This window comes from Pseudomonas sp. MDV22-iso1 (genome assembly GCF_058145095.1).
Map to the genome: position 1 here is coordinate 100,256 of NZ_JBYVMF010000015.1, position 20,920 is coordinate 121,175.

Sequence of the window (20,920 nt, forward strand, 5' to 3'; positions counted from 1 at the left end):
CCCGCGTTGAATTTAATGAAGTCTTCGCGTGCAAGCATTGCTGCTACAGGTTATCCACAGAGCGTGCCAATTATGTCAGTACCACCGTTCTTCACCTGGCGGCCGCTTCTTGAAGCGTTTCATGCTCCACATGTATTGGCTTGGATAAGCCGCTACATAGCGCTCGACCACTTTGCTCATGGCGGCACAAGACGTTTCGGTGTCTGTGCTGTACATGGCCTCCGGCGCGGCTTCGAGAATCACTTTATAGCCTGAGCCGTCCGGCAGCCGCAGGGCATGCAGAAACACGCCGACCGCTTTGCCCCCGGCCAACATGTTGGGCACGAATTTGCTGGTCAGGGCCTTGGTGGCGAAGAAGGGCACGAAGATTCCGGCAGATTCGGACGGTTCCGGGTCAGCCGGAATACCCACTGCACCACCTTTGCGCACTTCCTTGATGACACTGAGAATACCTTCCTTGGTGGAGGCCGCTACGCGGTTACCCAGTTGCACCCGCTGCTTGCGCAGCAAATCATCCACCGCCTTCAATTTTGGCGGGCGATAAAAAATAATCGGCTTGCACTGGCTGCAATAGAAGTGATTCAGCACTTCCCAGTTGCCCAGATGACTGGTGATGCCGACCACGCCTTTACCCGACGCCAGGGCGTCCTTCAAAACATCGAGACCTTCGACTTCACGCACCAGATCGATGGAGCGCTGAGCCGGCCAGATCCAAGCGCAGGCGCTTTCCGTCAGGGACTTACCAATGTCTTTCAGGCTCTGGCCAACCAGGCGCTCGCGTTCGGCCGGGTCCATGTCCGGAAAACACTTGGCCAGGTTGATCCGCACCACGTCACGGGAACGATTAGGGGTTTTCCACATCATCCAGCCAATCGCCGAACCCACTGCCTGCACTGCCCGCCATGGAAGCAGGGCAAACAACCGCAGAGCGCCTACCAGCAAGGCGCCTTTAAACTTATCCACAGGTCACTCCTGATCTTGTGCTGTGCGCGAGGCGGTCATTCTAACCGCCGTTCGCCAACGTCGCGTAGCGATCGCAATCCTGGGTATGGTCCATGACCATGCCCGAGGCCTGCATCAGCGCATAACAAATGGTCGGTCCGACGAACGTGAATCCGGCCTTTTTCAAGCCTTTGCTCATTTCCACGGCGACCGGGGTCACCGCTGGCACTTCGCTGCGATCCTTAAAATGATTGATCACTGGCGTACCGCCAACGAAAGACCAGAGAAACACCACCGGGTCCTCCAACGCCAGCCAGGCTTGGGCATTGCGCCGGGCAGCATTGAGTTTGAGACGATTGCGAATGATCCCCGGATCGAGCATCAGCTCATCGATTTCCGCATCGCTCATTTGCGCCACGCGCTGGACGTCGAAGCCGAACAGCACCTCGCGATAACGCTCGCGTTTGCGCAGCACGGTGATCCATGAGAGGCCGGCCTGGAACCCTTCGAGCAAAAGCAACTCGAACAATCCCTGCGCATCGCGAAGCGGCGCGCCCCACTCCTGATCGTGATAAGCCATGTACAGCGGATCTTCGGAACACCAAAAGCAGCGTGGCATAAGGCTCCAGGGGGCGTGCGCAGGACCGAATCGGGTATACTCCCGCTCTTTAAATCGCAGCCCAAGAAACAGGTGAATTTCGTGAGCCAGCCTACGCCAGCCGTGCGTACCTTCCAAGACTTGATCCTCGCCCTCCAGCAATACTGGGCCGAGCAAGGTTGCGTGGTACTTCAGCCCTACGATATGGAAGTAGGCGCCGGCACTTTCCACACAGCCACGTTTCTGCGTGCCATCGGCCCGGAAACCTGGAACGCCGCTTATGTGCAGCCCAGTCGTCGCCCGACTGACGGCCGCTACGGCGAAAACCCGAACCGTCTGCAGCACTACTACCAGTTCCAGGTAGTCCTGAAGCCGAACCCGGACAACTTCCAGGAACTGTACCTGGGCTCCCTCAAGCACGTCGGTCTGGACCCGCTGGTCCACGACATTCGTTTCGTCGAAGACAACTGGGAGTCGCCGACCCTGGGCGCTTGGGGTCTGGGCTGGGAAGTCTGGCTCAACGGCATGGAAGTGACGCAGTTCACCTACTTCCAGCAAGCGGGCGGCATCGAGTGCTACCCGGTGACCGGCGAGATCACCTACGGTCTCGAGCGTCTGGCCATGTACCTGCAAGGCGTGGACTCGGTCTACGACCTGGTCTGGGCTGACGGCCCGATGGGCAAAGTGACCTACGGCGACGTGTTCCACCAGAACGAAGTCGAGCAGTCGACCTACAACTTCGAACACGCCAACGTCGAGAAGCTGTTCGAGTTGTTCGACTTCTACGAGAGCGAAGCCAAGCGCCTGATCGAACTCGACCAGCCGTTGCCGTTGCCGAGCTACGAAATGGTGTTGAAGGCCTCCCATACCTTCAACCTGCTGGATGCGCGCCGGGCAATCTCGGTGACCGCGCGTCAGCAATACATTCTGCGCGTGCGCACCCTGGCGCGTTCCGTTGCGCAAGCCTACCTGCTGGCTCGCGCCAAGCTGGGCTTCCCGATGGCGACCCCGGATCTGCGTGATGAAGTGTTGGCTAAGCTGGAGGCTGCACAATGAGTGCTCTGGATTTTCTGGTTGAACTGGGCACTGAAGAACTGCCACCCAAAGCCCTGAACACGCTGGCTGATGCGTTCCTGGCCGGTATCGACAAGGGCCTGCAAGCGGCTGGCCTGAACTACGAGACCAAAACCGTCTACGCCGCACCGCGCCGACTGGCTGTGCTGATCACCTCGCTGGCCACCCAGCAGCCGGATCGCAGCATCAACCTCGACGGCCCGCCACGTCAGGCGGCCTTCGATGCCGAAGGCAACCCGACTCAAGCAGCCTTGGGCTTCGCCAAGAAGTGCGGCGTCGATCTGAGCGAAATCGATCAGAGCGGCCCGAAACTGCGTTACAGCCAAAGCATCGCCGGCAAACCGACCGCCAGCTTGCTGGCAACCATCGTTGAAGATTCGCTGAACGACCTGCCGATTCCAAAGCGCATGCGCTGGGGCGCTCGCAAGGAAGAATTCGTACGTCCGACCCAGTGGCTGGTGATGCTGCTCGGTGACCAGGTTATCGATTGCACGATCCTCGCCCAGAAGTCTGGCCGCGATTCTCGCGGTCACCGTTTCCATCACCCGGAAAACGTGCGCATCACTTCGCCGGCCAATTACCTGAACGATCTGCGTGCTGCTTACGTGCTGGCCGATGCCAATGAGCGTCGCGCGCTGATCAGCAAACGTACCGAAGAACTGGCTACGCTGCAGGAAGGTACGGCGATCGTTCCACCTGCGCTGCTCGACGAAGTCACCGCGCTGGTTGAATGGCCTGTGCCGCTGGTGTGCTCGTTCGAAGAGCGCTTCCTCGACGTGCCGCAAGAAGCGCTGATCACGACCATGCAGGACAACCAGAAGTACTTCTGCCTGCTGGACGCCGACGGCAAGTTGCTGCCGCGTTTCATTACCGTGGCCAACATCGAAAGCAAAGACCCGCAGCAGATCATCGCCGGTAACGAGAAAGTGGTTCGTCCACGTCTGACCGACGCCGAGTTCTTCTTCAAGCAAGACAAGAAGCAGAAACTCGAAGACTTCAACCTGCGCCTGCAAAACGTGGTGTTCCAGGAAAAACTGGGCAGTGTCTACGAGAAGGCCGAGCGCGTTTCCAAACTCGCCGCCTTCATCGCTCAGCGCATCGGCGGCAACGCTGCATGGGCTTCCCGTGCTGGCCTGCTGTCCAAGTGCGACCTGGCAACCGAGATGGTCGGCGAGTTCCCGGAGATGCAAGGCGTCGCCGGTTACTACTACGCCCTCAACGATGGCGAGCCGGAAGAAGTCGCTCTGGCACTGAACGAGCAGTACATGCCACGCGGTGCTGGCGCCGAGTTGCCAACCACCCTGACCGGTGCGGCCGTGGCCATCGCTGACAAGCTCGACACCCTGGTCGGCATCTTCGGCATCGGCATGCTGCCTACCGGTAGCAAAGACCCGTACGCCCTGCGCCGTGCTGCCCTTGGCGTGTTGCGCATCCTGATCGACAAGAAGCTCGACCTCGACCTGAACGACGCAGTGGCATTCGCTGTGAATGCCTTCGGCACCAAGGTCAAGGTTGCCGGCTTGAACGACTCGGTACTGGAATTCATCTTCGACCGTCTGCGTGCCCGTTACGAAGACGAAGGTGTCGATGTGGCGACGTACCTGTCGGTGCGTGCTTTGAAGCCGGGTTCTGCGCTGGACTTCGATCAGCGTGTTCAAGCCGTACAAGCCTTCCGTCAATTGCCGGAAGCGGCTGCTCTGGCAGCGGTGAACAAGCGCGTGTCGAACTTGTTGAGCAAGGTCGAAGGCTCGGTGCCGACGGTTGTTGAAGCCAAATATTTCGACAACGCCAACGAGTTCTCCCTGTACTCGGCGATTCAACAGGCTGACCAGGCTGTCCAGCCGATGGCTGCTGCGCGTCAGTACAGCGAATCCCTGGCGCGCCTGGCTGCCTTGCGCGAGCCGGTGGACGCGTTCTTCGAAGCCGTGATGGTCAACGCGGAAGACGCCAACGTGCGCGCCAACCGTTATGCGTTGCTGGCGCGTCTGCGTGGTCTGTTCCTCGGCGTCGCCGACATTTCGCTGCTGGGCTGAGGGGCTGCTGTTGAAACTGCTGATTCTCGATCGGGACGGGGTGATCAATTACGACTCCGACGCTTACATCAAGTCGGTGGAGGAGTGGATTCCACTGCCCGGCTCGATCGAAGCCATTGCGCAGCTGAGCAAGGCCGGCTGGACGGTAGCGGTTGCTACCAACCAGTCGGGCATCGCTCGCGGTTACTACGACATCGCCACCCTGGACGCCATGCATGAGCGCCTGCGCTCGCTCGTGGCGGAGCAGGGTGGGGAAGTCGGGCTGATTGTCTATTGCCCGCATGGGCCGGACGATGGCTGCGATTGCCGTAAGCCAAAACCCGGGATGTTGAAAAACATCGCCGCTCATTACAACGTATCGCTGACCAATCTGTGGTTCGTCGGCGATAGTCTTGGTGACCTGGAAGCCGCCAAAGCCGTCGATTCTCAGCCTGTGTTGGTTAAGACCGGGAAGGGCGAAAAAACGCTGGGCAAGACCTTGCCGGTGGGCACCTTGATTTTTGACGATCTGGCGGCGATTGCCGCAGAACTTATCCACAATTAGAGCGTTTTCGATATTCTGACCAAGGATTGATCGGGAGTGCGCTTTATAAAGACGGGCAAAGCCCGCACGGTAAATGTCGCCATGTCGATACTGCAGGCCATCAGAACTTTCCTCTTTTACCTGTTGCTGGGCACCAGCTCTCTGCTTTGGTGCAGCCTGAGCTTTTTTATCGCTCCTTTCCTGCCGTTCAAGGCGCGCTATCGCTTCATCAATGTCTACTGGTGCCGCTGCGCCTTATGGCTGAGCAAGGTTTTCCTGGGGATCAGTTACGAAGTGAAGGGCGCAGAAAATGTGCCTGACCAACCCTGCGTCATTCAGTCGAATCACCAGAGCACCTGGGAGACGTTTTTTCTCTCGGCCTATTTCCAGCCATTAAGTCAGGTCCTCAAGCGCTCGTTGCTGTTTGTGCCGTTTTTCGGCTGGGCCATGGCCATGTTGCGTCCGATCGCGATTGATCGCGACAACCCGAAAGCAGCGCTCAAGCACGTAGCCAAGAAGGGCGACGAGTTGCTCAAGGATGGTGTTTGGGTACTGATCTTCCCGGAAGGAACGCGGGTACCTTACGGCACCGTTGGCAAATTCTCCCGCGGGGGCACCGCGCTAGCTGTTAATGCTGCGCTTCCAGTGCTGCCGATTGCACACAATGCCGGCAAGTTCTGGCCAAAAACCGGTTGGGCCAAGAAGCAGGGCGTGATTACCGTAATCATCGGTGAACCGATGTATGCCGAAGGCAGCGGACCGCGAGCCATCGCCGCACTGAACGATCGGGTTCAAGCCTGGAACGAGCAAATGCAGCGCGAGATGGGCTCGATTCCACCTGCGCCGCAGGCACCGGTCGAGAGCGATCAAATGGCTGTCTGAGATTCTGTGGATAACCTGTGTACCGTTTGATTGAAAATCGACGTAATTCGTTTGTAGGTTAATGATTTATATACATATTTCTTAAACTCATAAAATTACCGAAATGGTGCATAAGTTTTTTTAGGGCGTAAAAAAACCGGCTGATATAGCCGGTTTTTTTATAGGTAAAAATCAAGCGACAAACAAAAAGGCCAACGCTTGTGCGTTGGCCTTTTTATTTAGCGGGTGTCTCGTCCTGAATAAGGTTTACACCTTCTGACTTATCTTCAGGAGGAACCAATGGATACGGGAAAAAGGCGCAGCCAACGTGATTACACGCTGGGCTTTAAATTGGCAGTCGTCGATCAGGTCGAAAAAGGCGAGTTGAGTTATAAAGAGGCTCAACGGCGCTATGGGATTCAGGGGCGGTCGACTGTGCTGGTGTGGTTACGCAAGCATGGGCGGCAGGACTGGAGCCAAGGCGCCTCTATTAGTACCCAGAGGAGCCGACCGATGGACGAACAAAGTTTGCCTCTGACGCCTGAGCAGCGAATCAAGGAGCTGGAGGAAGAGCTAGCCCTTGCCAATCAGAAAGCCCAATTCTTCGAAGCGGTGGTTGACGTGTTGAAGAACGATTACGGGGTTTCTATCGTAAAAAAGCGATCCGGCAAGTCCTCACCCAAGGGCAAGTCCAAGGCCTGAGTATTCAGAGGGCTTGCCAGTTTCTGGGTATATCCCGGCAGGCGTACTACAAACGAAACCGGGCTTATGACGCGCAAGCCAGTCATGCTCAGAAAGTGCTGGGTTTTGTCCTGGAAACACGTCTTCAGATGCCCCGGTTGGGCACTCGTAAGCTGCATGGCCTTATGCAGGCGGAGCCTGAGCTGACGCAAACGGTAGGTCGAGATCGGCTATTCGCTATCTTGCGAGACAATCGGCAACTGGTTCCTCGCAAGCGCGCCTATCACAAGACCACTGACAGCCATCATCGCTTCCGCCGACATCCGAATCGGTTAAAACCTGGCCCTGATCAAGTGACTGCTACGGGCCCCGAGCAGGTCTGGGTGGCGGACATCACCTATTTGCCTACCCAACAAAGCGTTGCCTATGTGAGCTTGGTGACCGATGCCTACTCTCGCAAAATCGTCGGCCATCACGTGCATGAAACCCTGCACACCGAATCGGTCATACAGGCAATGAACAAGGCTCTAAGGAACAGAAGAACGGATCAGGCGCTGGTGCATCACTCAGATCGCGGCTCGCAATACTGCTCTGATCTTTACCAGAAGTTGCATGCCAAACATGGCGTCAGGTGCTCCATGACCGACGGGTACGACTGTTATCAGAACGCTTTGGCGGAGCGTGTAAACGGGATCTTGAAGACAGAGTTTCTGCTTCACCGACCTAGAGATCTTGCCGAGGCGATTCGAATGGTCGACGAGTCGATAAGCATCTACAACAGCAAACGTCCGCACCTATCGTTGAAATGCAAAACGCCCGATGCGGTGCATCGGGCGTTTTGAGGGTGAAACAGGTGTAAACCTATTTCAGGACTAGACAGGGGGAAAGCTGAATCAGAAATCCAGGTTCGAAACCGCCAAGGCGTTGCTTTCAATGAAGTCACGACGAGGCTCGACCGCATCACCCATCAGGGTGTTGAAGATCTGGTCCGCGCCAATGGCGTCTTCGATGGTCACTTTGAGCATCCGGCGCTGCGCTGGGTCCATGGTGGTTTCCCACAGCTGATCCGGGTTCATCTCACCCAGACCTTTATAGCGCTGGATGGTGTGACGCTTGGTGCTTTCAGCCATCAGCCATTCAAGCGCTTCCTTGAACTCGGTGACGGGCTTCTTGCGTTCGCCACGCTGGATATACGCGCCTTCGTCCAGCAAGGTGCTCAATTGAGCACCCAGGGAAACAACGGTCTTGTAATCGTTGCTGCCGAAGAAGTCACGGTTGAAAGTGACGTAGTTCGACAAGCCGTGGGAGATCAGTTCGACCTCTGGCAGCCAGACGTTACGTTCACGATCTTCACGCAGGCTGGCTTTGTAAACCAGGCCGGATTTCTCGACAGTGCGCAGACGAACTTCGTACTTGGTCAGCCAGTCTTGCATCGCTGCGTGATCGGACAACTGCTCCATGCTCACCGCAGGCAGGTAGATGAAGTGCTCGGTCAGCTCCTGTGGGTACAGGCGAGACAAACGCTTGAGGGTCTTCATCACCAGACGGAAGTCATTCACCAAGCGCTCCAGCGCTGGTCCGGAGATACCCGGGGCTTCTTCGTTCAGGTGCAGGCTCGCGTCTTCCAGGGCCGACTGCGTCATGTACTCTTCCATGGCGTCGTCGTCTTTGATGTATTGCTCTTGCTTGCCTTTCTTGACCTTGTACAGCGGTGGCTGAGCGATGTAGATATAACCGCGCTCAATCAGCTCCGGCAACTGACGGAAGAAGAAAGTCAGGAGCAGGGTACGGATGTGCGAACCGTCGACGTCAGCATCGGTCATGATGATGATGTTGTGATAACGCAGCTTCGCAATGTTGTATTCGTCGCGGCCGATCCCGCAGCCCAGAGCGGTGATCAAGGTGCCCACTTCTTGCGAAGAGATCATCTTGTCAAAGCGCGCCTTCTCGACGTTCAGGATCTTGCCCTTCAACGGCAGGATGGCCTGGGTCCTACGGTTACGTCCCTGCTTGGCGGAGCCGCCAGCAGAGTCACCTTCCACGAGGTACAGTTCGGAGAGGGCAGGGTCTTTTTCCTGGCAGTCAGCCAGTTTGCCCGGCAGGCCGGCGATGTCCAGCGCACCTTTACGACGGGTCATCTCACGGGCTTTACGCGCCGCCTCACGAGCCCGTGCCGCATCGATCATCTTGCCGACGACCAGTTTGGCTTCGTTCGGGTTTTCCAGCAGGAAGTCGGAGAAGTATTTGCCCATTTCCTGTTCGACCGCGGTCTTCACTTCGGAAGAAACCAGCTTGTCTTTGGTCTGGGAGCTGAACTTCGGATCCGGAACCTTTACCGAAATGATCGCAGTCAGGCCTTCACGAGCGTCGTCACCGGTGGTGGCAACCTTGTGCTTCTTCGCCAGGCCTTCAGCTTCGATGTAAGTGTTCAGGTTACGCGTCAGTGCGGAACGGAAACCCACCAGGTGAGTACCGCCATCGCGCTGTGGAATGTTGTTGGTGAAGCACAACAGGTTCTCGTTGAAGCTGTCGTTCCACTGCAGGGCGATTTCTACGCCGATGCCGTCTTCACGCTGGATGTTGAAGTGGAACACCTGGTTGACCGGAGTCTTGTTGGTGTTCAGGTATTCAACGAATGCACGCAGGCCACCTTCATACTTGAACAGCTCTTCCTTCCCGCTGCGTTCGTCTTTGAGGACGATGCCGACACCGGAGTTGAGGAAGGACAGTTCACGAATCCGCTTGGCCAGGATGTCCCAGCTGAAGTGGATGTTTTTGAACGTCTGGTCCGACGGTTTGAAGTGGATCTGTGTACCGGTTGTTTCGCTCTCGCCAACGATTCTCATCGGCTCTTGAGGAACACCGTGGACATACGTCTGTTCCCAGATCTTGCCGCTGCGTCGCACCGTGAGAATAAGCTCTTCGGACAGGGCGTTAACCACCGACACACCTACACCGTGAAGACCACCGGATACTTTGTAGGAGTTGTCGTCAAACTTACCGCCAGCGTGCAGCACGGTCATGATGACCTCGGCTGCAGAAACGCCTTCTTCTTTGTGCACGTCTACCGGGATGCCACGGCCGTTGTCGCGAACGGTGATGGACTCATCCGGGTGGATGATGATGCTGATGTCGTCGCAGTGGCCGGCGAGAGCTTCGTCGATCGAGTTGTCGACCACCTCGAACACCATGTGGTGCAGGCCGCTACCGTCGTCGGTGTCACCAATGTACATACCGGGACGTTTGCGTACGGCATCCAGGCCTTTCAGCACTTTAATGCTCGTTGAGTCGTACGTATTTTCTTCGCTCAATGCCTTCACTCCCGATGGTCGTGGGTCTGGGTGATACGGCCCTGTTCCACGTGGAACAAAGCGACTGGCGTTTCCGTCTGCCAGCCTTCCCTCAATAATTCGTGATCTACACAGGTGATAAATACCTGGCAGCGTAAGTCTTCCAGCAAGCGGCAAAGCGCGCGGCGATGTTGCTCGTCCAGTTCGGACGGCAAGTCATCCACCAGATAAATACACTGGCCGCGTCGGGCTTGGCTGACCAGATGCCCTTGAGCGATCCGCAAGGCACAAACCACCAGCTTCTGCTGACCCCGGGACAAGATATCCGCGGCGTTATGCGCACCTAACCTAAGACGCAAATCAGCGCGTTGTGGTCCTGCCTGGGTGTGACCCATTTGCTGATCCCGCTGAAGGGAGCCGGCGAGCACTGCACTCAACTCGCGATCTTTATCCCAACCGCGGTAATAGCTGAGCGTTAATCCCTCAAGCTCTACCAATTCGCTCAAGGTCTTCTCAAAGACTGGTTTCAAGGCTTTGATATAGGCGCGGCGGTATTCATCAATTTCAGCGCTGGCCTGACACAGTTCCCTGTCCCAAACCGCTTGCGAAACGGCGTCAAGTGTACCATGCCGCAGCCAAGAGTTTCTCTGGCGCAGGGCCTTCTGCAACCGTTGCCAGGTCGACATGAAGCGGGGTTCCACGTGGAACACTCCCCAGTCGAGAAACTGTCGGCGAATCTTCGGTGCGCCTTCAAGCAAACGGAAGCTGTCGGGGTTAATCAATTGAAGTGGCAGGATCTCCGCCAACTGCGCCGCGCTGCGGGCATTCTGTCCGTCGATGCGAATCTGGAACTCGCCGGAGCGGTCCCGAGATATCCCCAAGGCACTGCTCCCGCCCTCGGCCAGCTCAACCTGGCCAAACACCGTACAGGCCAGCTGTTCATACTGAATGACGGGTAAGAGCCGGCTGCTGCGAAACGACCGGGCGAGCCCCAGCAGATGAATGGCTTCCAGAACACTGGTTTTGCCGCTGCCGTTAGCGCCGTAAAGAATGTTGATTCGGGGGGAGGGGGAGAAGGTCACCGGGTGCAGATTGCGCACCGCGGTGACCGAGACGCGACTTAGAGACATCTAGCTTATGCTGAGCATGATTACAGACGCATCGGCATGACAACGTAAGCCGAATCATCGTTGTCGGACTCTTGCACCAGCGCACTGCTGTTAGAGTCGGACAGAATCAAACGAACTTGCTCGGTCGTCATTACGCCCAGCACGTCCAGCAAGTAACTAACGTTGAAGCCGATTTCCAGATTGCCGCCGTTGTATTCAACGCCGACTTCTTCTTCCGCCTCTTCCTGTTCCGGGTTGTTCGCCTGGATTTTCAGCTGACCATTGGCCAGTTGCAGACGGATACCACGGTACTTCTCGTTGGACAGAATCGCGGTACGGCTGAACGCTTCGCGCAGCGCCTGACGATCGCCTAGAACCAGCTTGTCGCCGCCTTTAGGCAGCACGCGCTCGTAGTCAGGGAACTTGCCATCGACGAGCTTCGAGGTGAAGGTGAATTCACCCGTGGTAGCACGGATGTGGTGTTGACCCAAGACGATACTGACAATGCCGTCCGGCTCGGTCAGCAAACGCGCCAACTCAAGGATACCCTTGCGTGGCACGATGACCTGGTGGCGATCCGGCTGACCGATATCGGCCTGCATCGAGCACATCGCCAGGCGGTGACCGTCCGTAGCGACAGCGCGGATGATACCGGCCGAGACTTCCAGCAGCATGCCGTTCAAGTAGTAACGTACGTCTTGCTGGGCCATGGCAAAACTGGTGCGCTCGATCAGACGACGCAGTTTGCTTTGCTCGAGGCTGCAGGTCAGCGAGCCAGGACCTTCTTCCACCGTCGGGAAGTCATTGGCCGGCAACGTCGACAGCGTGAATCGGCTACGTCCGGCTTTGACTACAAGCTTCTGCTCGTCGACCTTGATGTCGATCAGCGCGTCGTTGGGCAGGCTCTTGCAGATGTCCATGAGCTTGCGTGCCGGCACAGTGATGGAACCCGGGTCAGCAGGCTCTTCGAGTTGTACACGACCGACCAGCTCGACTTCCAGGTCGGTACCGGTCAGCGACAGTTGCTGGCCTTCGACAACCAGCAGCACGTTGGAGAGCACCGGCAAGGTCTGTCGACGTTCGACGACGCCTGCGACCAGTTGCAGGGGTTTCAACAGGGCTTCGCGTTGAATGGTGAAATGCATGGTCTAGTCCCTTGCCTTAATAAGCTGCGCTGGTGTTCATCAAGTGGTCAGTGTACGCAGCAGGTTCTTGTAGTCCTCGCGGATGTCCGCGTCGGATTCCTTAAGTTCGTTGATCTTGCGGCAAGCGTGCAAAACAGTCGTGTGGTCGCGGCCTCCAAACACGTCACCGATTTCCGGCAGACTGTGGTTGGTCAGTTCCTTGGACAATGCCATGGCAACCTGACGCGGACGGGCAACCGAACGTGAACGACGTTTGGACAGCAAGTCGGAGATCTTGATCTTGTAGTACTCGGCGACAGTGCGCTGAATGTTATCCACAGAGACCAATTTATCCTGGAGAGCCAAGAGGTCCTTCAGGGATTCGCGAATCAGCTCAATGGTGATATCGCGGCCCATAAAGTGCGAGTGGGCAATCACGCGCTTGAGCGCGCCTTCCAGTTCGCGGACGTTGGAACGAATGCGTTGGGCGATGAAGAACGCCGCATCGTGTGGCAGATCGACTTTGGCCTGGTCGGCCTTTTTCATCAGGATCGCGACACGGGTTTCCAGCTCCGGCGGCTCGACGGCAACCGTCAGGCCCCAGCCGAAGCGGGATTTCAGGCGCTCTTCGAGGCCTTCGATTTCTTTCGGATAGCGGTCACTGGTGAGAATGACCTGCTGACCACCTTCAAGCAACGCGTTAAAGGTGTGAAAAAACTCTTCCTGCGAGCGTTCCTTGCGGGCGAAGAACTGAATGTCATCGATCAGCAACGCATCTACCGAACGGTAAAAGCGCTTGAACTCGTTGATCGCGTTCAGCTGCAAGGCCTTGACCATGTCCGCTACAAAACGCTCGGAATGCAGGTAAACGACCTTCGCATTCGGATTCTTCTTTAATAGGTGGTTACCCACAGCGTGCATCAAGTGGGTTTTACCCAAGCCGACGCCGCCATAAAGAAAGAGCGGGTTGTATCCGTGCTTTGGGTTATCAGCCACTTGCCAGGCCGCAGCCCGGGCCAGTTGGTTGGACTTGCCTTCGACGAAGTTTTCGAACGTGAACGTACGGTTCAGGTAACTGGTGTGCTTGAGCGCACCTTCGACTTGCACGGTGCGCTGCTCGGCGCGAACCGGTGCCTGTTGCGAGCTCGCACCCGCCATCGGGTCAAAGCTGTCACGAGACGGCTCTTCACTGACATCAGCCATTCTTTGAGTCGAACGCTTGGTCGGCAAGGATGCAGGAGCCTGCGTTGGTGCACTGACAGGCGCTTGCGTGGCCTGGGCCTGAGAGGCCGCTGCGGCGAGCGGAGCATTTGGCGCTGCACGAGGTGCCGAACTGCGTTTGCTGCCTATTAATAAGGACAGCGCCGGCGCCATGCCATTGCCATGCTCATCAAGCAGCTCAAGGACGCGGCTCAAATACTTTTCGTTGACCCAGTCGAGAACAAAACGATTCGGTGCGTACACGCGCAACTCGTCGCCTTCGGCTTCGACCTGTAGTGGACGGATCCAAGTGTTGAATTGTTGGGCAGGCAGCTCATCGCGCAAAAGCTCCACGCACTGCTGCCAAAGTTCCACTGACACGGATATCCCCTAAGTTGAAAGCCGGTGAGGCAAAAACAAGCGGCCATTGTAGCGGCCAGACGCTGACTTATCCACACGTAGGTTGCTCAGCTTCCAAGGGGAATCAACGCTTTATGCGGGAAAAAGGCGACCAACGGTCTGTGCATAAGCTCTGTGGATAACCGACCCTAAGGTCGTTGTACAAGTAGGGGGGAAACTCGGTGGATAACCTGCCTGTGGATAACACCGCCTTTCACACACAGCTTATCCGACAGTGCAGCACAGGGTTACCACCGTTTACCACGGTAGTTGTCATTCTCTGTACATCAGGAGTTTAAAGGGCTGGTGTCAGTTATCCACAGAGAACCGCTCCCCTAGCTTTTATAAGCTTTACAAAAAAGCTTTAAATACTTTCCTTCTTTATTTCTATATCTACCGAGGCCTGGTGATCAGCAAAACGCCCAGAGATCTATTTATAAGGAAACGCTGGTTGGAAATTGACCTAGAGGCTTGCTTTCTCTAGAATCCCCGGTCTCTTAAAACGGGGGCCATTCCGGCCCGTTGTGGACGAACCAGGTAACACGACAATGAAACGTACTTTCCAACCAAGCACTATCAAACGCGCTCGTACTCACGGTTTCCGTGCTCGTATGGCTACCAAAAACGGTCGCGCCGTTCTGTCGCGTCGTCGCGCCAAAGGTCGTGCGCGTCTGGCAGTTTGATAAGCCGGCACTGGAGGTGAGTCAGGACTTCAGTCGGGAAAAGCGTCTGCTTACCCCCCGGCATTTCAAGGCAGTCTTTGACTCCCCTACCGGCAAGGTTCCGGGGAAAAATCTCCTGCTCCTTGCGCGCAACAACGATCTTGATCACCCCCGTCTCGGGCTGGTTATCGGGAAAAAGAGCGTAAAGCTCTCCGTCGAGCGCAATCGCCTCAAACGTCTGATGCGCGAATCGTTCCGTCTGCACCAGGATTCTCTGGTCGGCTGGGACATAGTTATCGTCGCGCGCAAAGGTTTGGGTGACGTAGAAAACCCCGAATTGATTCAGCATTTCGGCAAACTCTGGAAGCGTCTGGCACGCAGCACGCCGGTACCAGCAGTCAAAACCGAAACTGTAGGGGTAGACAGTACCGATGCGTAAACTGGCACTCGTTCCGATCCAGTTTTATCGCTATGCCATTAGTCCTCTGATGGCCAGTCACTGTCGTTTCTACCCCAGTTGTTCCTGCTACGCGTATGAAGCCATAGAAAATCATGGCCTTCTGCGCGGTGGCTGGCTGACCTTTCGTCGTTTAGGTCGCTGTCATCCGTGGAATCCCGGTGGTTATGACCCGGTTCCATCTATCCCTACCTCCCGTTCTTCTTCGATGGCCGAGTAATCATGGATATCAAACGCACGATCCTGATCGTCGCCCTGGCAATCGTGGCCTACGTTATGGTCCTTAAATGGAACCAGGACTACGGTCAAACTGCCCTGCCGACTCAGAATGTTGCTTCCAGTACTACCGCACCGGGCCTACCGGATACGGCGACTGGCAATAATGCTTCTGTCAGTGACGACATTCCACGCGCCACAAGCGATGCCAGTGCAACGGCACCTGCGGAAACGCCAGTAGCTGTTAGCAAAGATCTGATCCGTATCAAAACGGACGTACTTGATCTGGCAATCGATCCACAAGGTGGTGATGTTGCCCAGCTGACTCTGCCGCTGTATCCACGTCGCCAGGATCATCCGGAAATTCCGTTCCAGTTGTTCGATAACGGCAACGAACGTACTTATCTGGCTCAAAGCGGTTTGATCGGCACCAACGGCCCGGACGCAAGTCCTGCCGGTCGTCCGGTTTACGCCTCGGAGAAGAAGGTTTACCAACTGGCTGACGGACAGGACCAATTGGTCGTGGACCTGAAGTTCAGCAAGGACGGCGTCAACTACATCAAGCGTTTCACTGTGAAACGTGGCCTGTACGACGTAACCGTTTCCTACCTGATCGATAACGAAAGCGCTCAGCCTTGGTCTGGCGCGATGTTCGCTCAGCTGAAACGTGACGCGAGCGCGGATCCGTCTTCCACAACGGCCACCGGTACTGCGACTTACCTGGGGGCAGCCCTATGGACAAGTAACGAGCCGTACAAGAAAGTGTCCATGAAGGACATGGACAAGGCTCAGCTGAAAGAAACCGTCAGCGGTGGTTGGGTTGCCTGGTTGCAGCACTACTTCGTGACTGCATGGATTCCGGCCAAGGGCGAAAACAATATCGTCCAGACCCGTAAAGACAGTAAAGGCAACTACATCATTGGCTACACCGGTCCGTCGATTACCGTCGCGCCAGGTGCCAAGGCTGAAACCAGTGCCGTTCTGTATGCCGGTCCGAAAAGCCAGGCTGTACTGAAAGAGTTGTCCCCAGGTCTGGAACTGACTGTCGACTACGGCATCCTGTGGTTCATTGCCCAACCTATTTTCTGGTTGCTGCAACACATCCACGCGCTGGTAGGCAACTGGGGCTGGTCGATCATTTTCCTGACCATGCTGATCAAAGGGATTTTCTTCCCGTTGTCGGCTGCCAGCTACAAATCCATGGCCCGTATGCGCGCAGTGGCACCTAAACTGGCCGCGCTGAAAGAGCAACATGGCGACGACCGGCAGAAAATGTCGCAAGCCATGATGGAGCTGTACAAGAAAGAGAAGATCAATCCGCTGGGTGGTTGCTTGCCAATCCTCGTGCAGATGCCGGTTTTCCTCTCGCTGTACTGGGTTCTGCTGGAAAGCGTTGAAATGCGCCAAGCGCCGTTCATGCTGTGGATTACTGACCTGTCGATCAAGGATCCGTTCTTCATTCTGCCGATCATCATGGGCGCAACCATGTTCATCCAGCAGCAGTTGAACCCGACACCTCCGGATCCGATGCAGGCCAAGGTGATGAAGCTGATGCCAATCATCTTCACCTTCTTCTTCCTGTGGTTCCCGGCTGGTCTGGTGCTGTACTGGGTAGTGAACAACTGCCTGTCCATCGCCCAACAGTGGTACATCACGCGTAAAGTCGAAGCGGCTACTAAAGCAGCTGCCTGATTTACACTGTGGATAACCACTCAGAACGCCCCCTAGTGGGGCGTTTTGCTATCTGTCACTTTTGTCTGGATATCGGTTTATGAGCGTTCCTCGTGAAACCATCGCTGCTGTCGCCACTGCACAAGGTCGCGGTGGTGTGGGCATCGTCCGAATTTCGGGACCGCTGGCCAGTGTCGCGGCCAAAGCTTTCAGCGGCCGTGAACTTAAACCTCGATTCGCCCATTACGGTGCCTTTCTGGGTAATGACGAAGAAGTACTGGACCAAGGGATTGCGCTGTATTTCCCGGGTCCAAACTCATTTACCGGTGAAGATGTGCTTGAGCTTCAGGGACACGGCGGTCCCGTAGTTCTGGACATGCTGCTCAAGCGTTGCCTGGAACTGGGCTGCCGTTTGGCTCGACCGGGTGAATTCAGCGAACGTGCATTCCTCAACGACAAGCTCGACCTGGCCCAGGCCGAAGCGATCGCCGACTTGATCGAGGCCAGTTCTGCACAGGCTGCCCGGAATGCACTGCGCTCCTTGCAAGGCGCATTTTCAGAACGTGTGCATAACTTGACCGAGCAATTGATCGGCTTGAGGATCTACGTGGAGGCGGCAATCGACTTTCCAGAAGAGGAAATCGATTTCCTGGCCGATGGTCATGTCCTCAGCATGCTCGATAAAGTACGGGAAGAGTTATCCACAGTGCTGCGTGAAGCCGGCCAAGGCGCGTTGCTTCGGGACGGGATGACGGTTGTGATTGCCGGCCGACCGAACGCAGGGAAATCCAGCCTCCTTAACGCCCTGGCCGGTCGCGAAGCTGCCATCGTCACAGAGATTGCCGGGACCACCCGGGATATCCTTCGTGAACATATCCACATCGATGGCATGCCGCTGCATGTCGTGGATACTGCAGGTTTGCGCGACACCGACGATCATGTGGAAAAAATCGGTGTGGAACGGGCATTGAAAGCCATTGGTGAAGCAGATCGAGTGTTGCTGGTCGTAGATGCCACCGCACCGGAAGCGCTCGATCCTTTCGCGCTATGGCCGGAATTTCTGGAAGTTCGCCCGGATCCCGCCAAGGTCACCTTGATTCGCAACAAGGCGGACCTTACCGGTGAGCCTATTGCCCTGGAAGTCAGCGAAGATGGCCACGTCACCATTAGCTTGAGTGCCAAGTCCGCAGGGGCGGGACTGGAACTGCTGCGTGATCATCTCAAGGCTTGCATGGGCTATGAGCAGACCTCGGAAAGCAGCTTCAGCGCTCGCCGGCGTCACCTCGAGGCGTTGCGCCATGCGAGTGCATCGCTTGAGCACGGTCGCGCACAGTTGACGCTGGCGGGGGCGGGTGAGCTGTTGGCGGAAGATCTACGCCAGGCGCAACATTCCCTGGGAGAAATCACTGGTGCGTTCAGCTCCGATGATTTGCTGGGCCGGATTTTTTCCAGCTTCTGTATCGGCAAGTAACCAATACGGGAACCGGCCCTGCCAGCGAAGGCGAATTCAAATGCGCTTCGCTGGCAGATCCCGGAGGTACTGTTGGTAACTTATCCACAGCCCTCGGTTCGTTACCAGTTATAGGACACTGAGCCCAATAGCGTCCGGCTTTCACCCCAGTAGCAACGGCCTGCATCGTTACAGCCGGAAACGTACTCTTTGTCGAACAGGTTTTTCGCATTCACGTCGACCGTCCAGCTGCGATCGATCTGATAGCCGATCGCAGCATCTACCAACGTCACGTCACCCGCATCAAGCTTTCCGTAGAGTGAGGGCGAGGTGTACGCGAACGCACTGTCGAAATACCGCACACCCCCTCCGACGTAGAGCCCTTTGAGGCGGCTTTCGAGGAAGCGGTACTTCGCCCAGACAGAAGCCTGGTTACGCGGTACACCTGTCATCTGATGATCTTTGACCAATGAAGTGGCCGCGTCCTTAGTGATTCGCGCATCGGTATAGGTATAAGCCGCCGTTACGTTCAGGTTGGGAGTCAAATTGCTGTTGAGCTCCAGTTCCACACCTTTGGAACGGCTCTCGCCCACTTGGCGATAAGTCGAGGTAGTGGCATCGAAGTAGGTGTCGTCCCTTTTACGCAGGTCATACACCGAAGCAGTGATGGCGGTATCCCAACCGATAGGTTCGTACTTCAGGCCTACTTCATATTGGCTGCTGGTGATCGGGTCCAGCGGCGCTCCCGAGTTGGAAATTTGCTGCACCGGTACGAACGCCGTTGAATAGCTCACATAGGGCGTCATGCCATTGTCGAACTGGTACATCACACCGCCCTGATAGGTGAACTTCTTGTCTTCAGAGCTGATGTTGCTGGCCGAGGCGACTTTGTCGCGAAAATCACTGTCGACCCAATCCTGGCGACCGCCCAGGAGGAACAGCCAATGGTCGTACTTACTCTGGATCTGTGCGTAAACCCCTTTCATCTGCTGTTCCAGCAACGTGTTTTGCACCGCGATCGGCGTCAGCGGGTCGCGCAGGTAAACGGGATTGTAGATATCAACAGGACCCACGAAACCGGCGTTCCAGTCCTGATTGAAGGAAGTACGATCAAAGCTGCCTCCGAACAACACCGTATTTTCCACCTCACCCACCTGGAATTTCCCTTCCAACTGGTTATCCAGCGAGTACACCATCGACTTGTTGAAACGGTCATAGGCCGTCACGTTCAGTCGCGTGCCAAATCCTGCGTTGTTCAGGTTACCCGGCCAGGTTTCGTGGCGGGTGATTCGTGACTGCATATAGCGCGAGTTCTGCCGGAACTGCCAATCGTCGTTGAAGCTATGGGTAAATTCATATCCGGTGCTCCAGGTTTCCCGCTCGAACGTGTTCCAGTCCGGGTCACCGAGCATGGTGTCCTTGGATAACCTGCCGTTCGGGTTGGTAAGCAACGTCCCGGCCGCTGGCAGGCCAAGCTCCATATTAGTGTGATCCTTCTGGTAATTGGCCAGCAGGGTCAGCGTATTGAAGTCGCCGAAGTTGAGTGTCAGCGAAGGAGCGATATACATCCGATCATCCGGTACGTGATCGGTTTGCGTATCGGCGTTGCGTCCCAGCATTACGACTCGCCCGAGGATGTTTCCACTGTCGTTCAATGGTCCGGAGACATCGACGCCTAATTGACGGCGGTTATTCGAGCCGTAACTGAGCTGCACTTCGCCCTGAGGGGTCGCAGTCGGGCGTTTGCTCACGAGATTGACCAGTCCGCCAGGCGCGTTTTCGCCATACAGCAAAGAGGAGGGGCCGCGAAATATCTCGACCCGTTCCAGTCCATAAGGCTCTGTACTGGTGTCATACCGGTTGCCCTGCACCCGCAAACCATCGCGCAACAGGCCATAGCCATAGTCGGTCGCATTAAAGCCGCGGATGAAGAATAGGTCTCCGGCAAGGCTATCGCCAGCAGCAAACGGTGGCGCAAAGATCCCCGGTACGTACCCGAGTACATCCGTGAGTGTCTGGGATTTTTGATCCTTGATGCGTTGGCTTGTTACGACCGAGACAGAACGCGGAGTTTCAGACAAAGGGGTGCTGGTTTTGGTGCCAACTCGGCTGTTCTTAGCGTTGTAACCAACATCCGCCGCGTAATCCAGGTTCATCTCATTTGGTTGCGTGGCATTGATGTTTGTGGCGCCGAGTACCAGCGAATCAGCGTCGGGAACCGGCTGCAAAATGTAACTGCCCACAGCTTGGGGATCTGCCTGTAACCCGGAGCCCTGCAGCAGAATCGAGAAACCCTGTTCAATGGAATAGCTTCCCGCCAGCCCTTGCGTACGCAATTGAGCTGTTTGTTGCGGCGAGAACGACAGGATCACATTGGCTGCCGAGGCAAACTGGCTCAATGCGTTGTCCAGTGGACCGGCGGCGATCGCGTAGCGCTGAGTGGCACTGGCTGCAACTGCACTGGTGGTAGTCAGCACGCAACTCGCCGCGCTGGTCATCAACAAGCTGTAGGCAATGCAGTGGTGGGAAAAGCGCTTTCGAAAGGTAGGAAGTCGCATGGGAAATCAAGCCCTGAAGGTGGCAAAGAGCCGCGTTGATCGCGATTACCTGTAGGGCCGTGTCAGGTTAAA

At 56.3% G+C, this 20,920-nt stretch carries 17 protein-coding genes; 10 read left to right on the forward strand and 7 right to left on the reverse strand.

The genetic code is table 11. The features are described 5' to 3' along the window. Positions 1-75: 75 nt before the first annotated feature. Together AC3ZVB_RS17895 and tag are read right to left on the reverse strand one after the other, a co-directional pair. The gene (locus AC3ZVB_RS17895; protein ID WP_162437598.1) at positions 76-963 is read right to left on the reverse strand and encodes a lysophospholipid acyltransferase; all 888 of its coding nucleotides are present in this window, start codon (positions 961-963) and stop codon (positions 76-78) included. Positions 964-1,003: 40 nt separating this feature from the next. After that, entirely contained in the window at positions 1,004-1,561 is a 558-nt protein-coding gene (tag, locus tag AC3ZVB_RS17900) for a DNA-3-methyladenine glycosylase I (protein ID WP_162437599.1), read from the reverse strand. Between the two features lie 81 nt (positions 1,562-1,642). Between tag and glyQ the strand changes: the two genes are divergently transcribed. The 5 genes from glyQ (at position 1,643) to AC3ZVB_RS17925 (ending at position 7,554) form a co-directional block, all read left to right on the forward strand. Next, on the forward strand, positions 1,643-2,596 hold the full coding sequence (glyQ, locus tag AC3ZVB_RS17905) for a glycine--tRNA ligase subunit alpha (RefSeq protein ID WP_008155694.1): 954 nt from the start codon (positions 1,643-1,645) through the stop codon (positions 2,594-2,596). Then, positions 2,593-4,647: a glycine--tRNA ligase subunit beta gene (gene glyS / locus AC3ZVB_RS17910; RefSeq protein WP_162437600.1), complete on the forward strand. Its 2,055-nt coding sequence runs from the start codon at positions 2,593-2,595 to the stop codon at positions 4,645-4,647. The genes glyQ and glyS overlap by 4 nt, the downstream gene beginning before the upstream one ends. 4 nt (positions 4,648-4,651) lie before the next feature. Further along, positions 4,652-5,191, forward strand: coding sequence for a D-glycero-beta-D-manno-heptose 1,7-bisphosphate 7-phosphatase (gmhB, locus tag AC3ZVB_RS17915; protein ID WP_490147331.1), 540 nt, complete (start codon positions 4,652-4,654; stop codon positions 5,189-5,191). 81 nt (positions 5,192-5,272) lie between these two features. Next, entirely contained in the window at positions 5,273-6,052 is a 780-nt protein-coding gene (locus AC3ZVB_RS17920; protein WP_162437602.1) for a lysophospholipid acyltransferase family protein, read from the forward strand. A gap of 279 nt (positions 6,053-6,331) precedes the next feature. Further along, a protein-coding gene (locus AC3ZVB_RS17925) for an IS3 family transposase (RefSeq protein ID WP_490147300.1) occupies positions 6,332-7,554 on the forward strand; the annotation gives its coding sequence in 2 pieces (ribosomal slippage) (positions 6,332-6,683 and positions 6,683-7,554; 1,224 coding nt in all). 51 nt (positions 7,555-7,605) lie between these two features. On the opposite strand, the gene gyrB is transcribed toward AC3ZVB_RS17925, so the two are convergent. Genes gyrB through dnaA form a run of 4 tightly spaced genes read right to left on the reverse strand, consistent with a single transcriptional unit; the run spans position 7,606 to position 13,816 of the window. Then, positions 7,606-10,023 carry a DNA topoisomerase (ATP-hydrolyzing) subunit B gene (gene gyrB, locus AC3ZVB_RS17930; protein ID WP_162437603.1) on the reverse strand — a complete coding sequence of 806 codons (2,418 nt, stop codon included), beginning with the start codon at positions 10,021-10,023 and terminating at the stop codon, positions 7,606-7,608. A gap of 5 nt (positions 10,024-10,028) precedes the next feature. Next, positions 10,029-11,132: a DNA replication/repair protein RecF gene (gene recF / locus AC3ZVB_RS17935; protein WP_490147301.1), complete on the reverse strand. Its 1,104-nt coding sequence runs from the start codon at positions 11,130-11,132 to the stop codon at positions 10,029-10,031. A 20-nt stretch (positions 11,133-11,152) separates the two neighbouring features. Further along, on the reverse strand, positions 11,153-12,256 hold the full coding sequence (gene dnaN / locus AC3ZVB_RS17940; RefSeq protein WP_017341709.1) for a DNA polymerase III subunit beta: 1,104 nt from the start codon (positions 12,254-12,256) through the stop codon (positions 11,153-11,155). 39 nt (positions 12,257-12,295) lie between these two features. Continuing rightward, a complete protein-coding gene (dnaA, locus tag AC3ZVB_RS17945) occupies positions 12,296-13,816 on the reverse strand; it encodes a chromosomal replication initiator protein DnaA (protein WP_194690836.1) in 1,521 nt (506 codons plus the stop codon). 566 nt (positions 13,817-14,382) lie between these two features. Between dnaA and rpmH the strand changes: the two genes are divergently transcribed. From rpmH to mnmE, 5 genes are all read left to right on the forward strand, one after another. Beyond that, entirely contained in the window at positions 14,383-14,517 is a 135-nt protein-coding gene (rpmH, locus tag AC3ZVB_RS17950; protein ID WP_003213577.1) for a 50S ribosomal protein L34, read from the forward strand. 16 nt (positions 14,518-14,533) lie between these two features. After that, positions 14,534-14,935: a ribonuclease P protein component gene (gene rnpA, locus AC3ZVB_RS17955; protein ID WP_202027651.1), complete on the forward strand. Its 402-nt coding sequence runs from the start codon at positions 14,534-14,536 to the stop codon at positions 14,933-14,935. Next, positions 14,928-15,173, forward strand: a complete 246-nt coding sequence (gene yidD, locus AC3ZVB_RS17960; protein ID WP_052966011.1) for a membrane protein insertion efficiency factor YidD — start codon at positions 14,928-14,930, stop codon at positions 15,171-15,173. Before rnpA ends, yidD begins: the two co-directional genes overlap by 8 nt. A gap of 2 nt (positions 15,174-15,175) precedes the next feature. Further along, positions 15,176-16,861 carry a membrane protein insertase YidC gene (yidC, locus tag AC3ZVB_RS17965; protein WP_490147302.1) on the forward strand — a complete coding sequence of 562 codons (1,686 nt, stop codon included), beginning with the start codon at positions 15,176-15,178 and terminating at the stop codon, positions 16,859-16,861. A gap of 79 nt (positions 16,862-16,940) precedes the next feature. Then, positions 16,941-18,311, forward strand: a complete 1,371-nt coding sequence (gene mnmE / locus AC3ZVB_RS17970) for a tRNA uridine-5-carboxymethylaminomethyl(34) synthesis GTPase MnmE (RefSeq protein WP_194690837.1) — start codon at positions 16,941-16,943, stop codon at positions 18,309-18,311. 101 nt (positions 18,312-18,412) lie between these two features. Here the strand turns inward: mnmE and AC3ZVB_RS17975 are convergent, their stop codons facing one another. Then, positions 18,413-20,848, reverse strand: coding sequence for a TonB-dependent siderophore receptor (locus tag AC3ZVB_RS17975; protein WP_490147303.1), 2,436 nt, complete (start codon positions 20,846-20,848; stop codon positions 18,413-18,415). Between the last annotated feature and the right edge of the window lie 72 nt (positions 20,849-20,920).

Coding starts and splice junctions, on each gene's coding strand:
- tag (WP_162437599.1), bottom strand. CDS start 1,561: ATGCCACGCTGCTTTTGGTGTTCCGAAGATCCGCTGTACATGGCTTAT.
- glyS (WP_162437600.1), top strand. CDS start 2,593: ATGAGTGCTCTGGATTTTCTGGTTGAACTGGGCACTGAAGAACTGCCA.
- AC3ZVB_RS17920 (WP_162437602.1), top strand. CDS start 5,273: ATGTCGATACTGCAGGCCATCAGAACTTTCCTCTTTTACCTGTTGCTG.
- recF (WP_490147301.1), bottom strand. CDS start 11,132: ATGTCTCTAAGTCGCGTCTCGGTCACCGCGGTGCGCAATCTGCACCCG.
- dnaN (WP_017341709.1), bottom strand. CDS start 12,256: ATGCATTTCACCATTCAACGCGAAGCCCTGTTGAAACCCCTGCAACTG.
- rpmH (WP_003213577.1), top strand. CDS start 14,383: ATGAAACGTACTTTCCAACCAAGCACTATCAAACGCGCTCGTACTCAC.
- yidD (WP_052966011.1), top strand. CDS start 14,928: ATGCGTAAACTGGCACTCGTTCCGATCCAGTTTTATCGCTATGCCATT.
- yidC (WP_490147302.1), top strand. CDS start 15,176: ATGGATATCAAACGCACGATCCTGATCGTCGCCCTGGCAATCGTGGCC.
- mnmE (WP_194690837.1), top strand. CDS start 16,941: ATGAGCGTTCCTCGTGAAACCATCGCTGCTGTCGCCACTGCACAAGGT.
- AC3ZVB_RS17975 (WP_490147303.1), bottom strand. CDS start 20,848: ATGCGACTTCCTACCTTTCGAAAGCGCTTTTCCCACCACTGCATTGCC.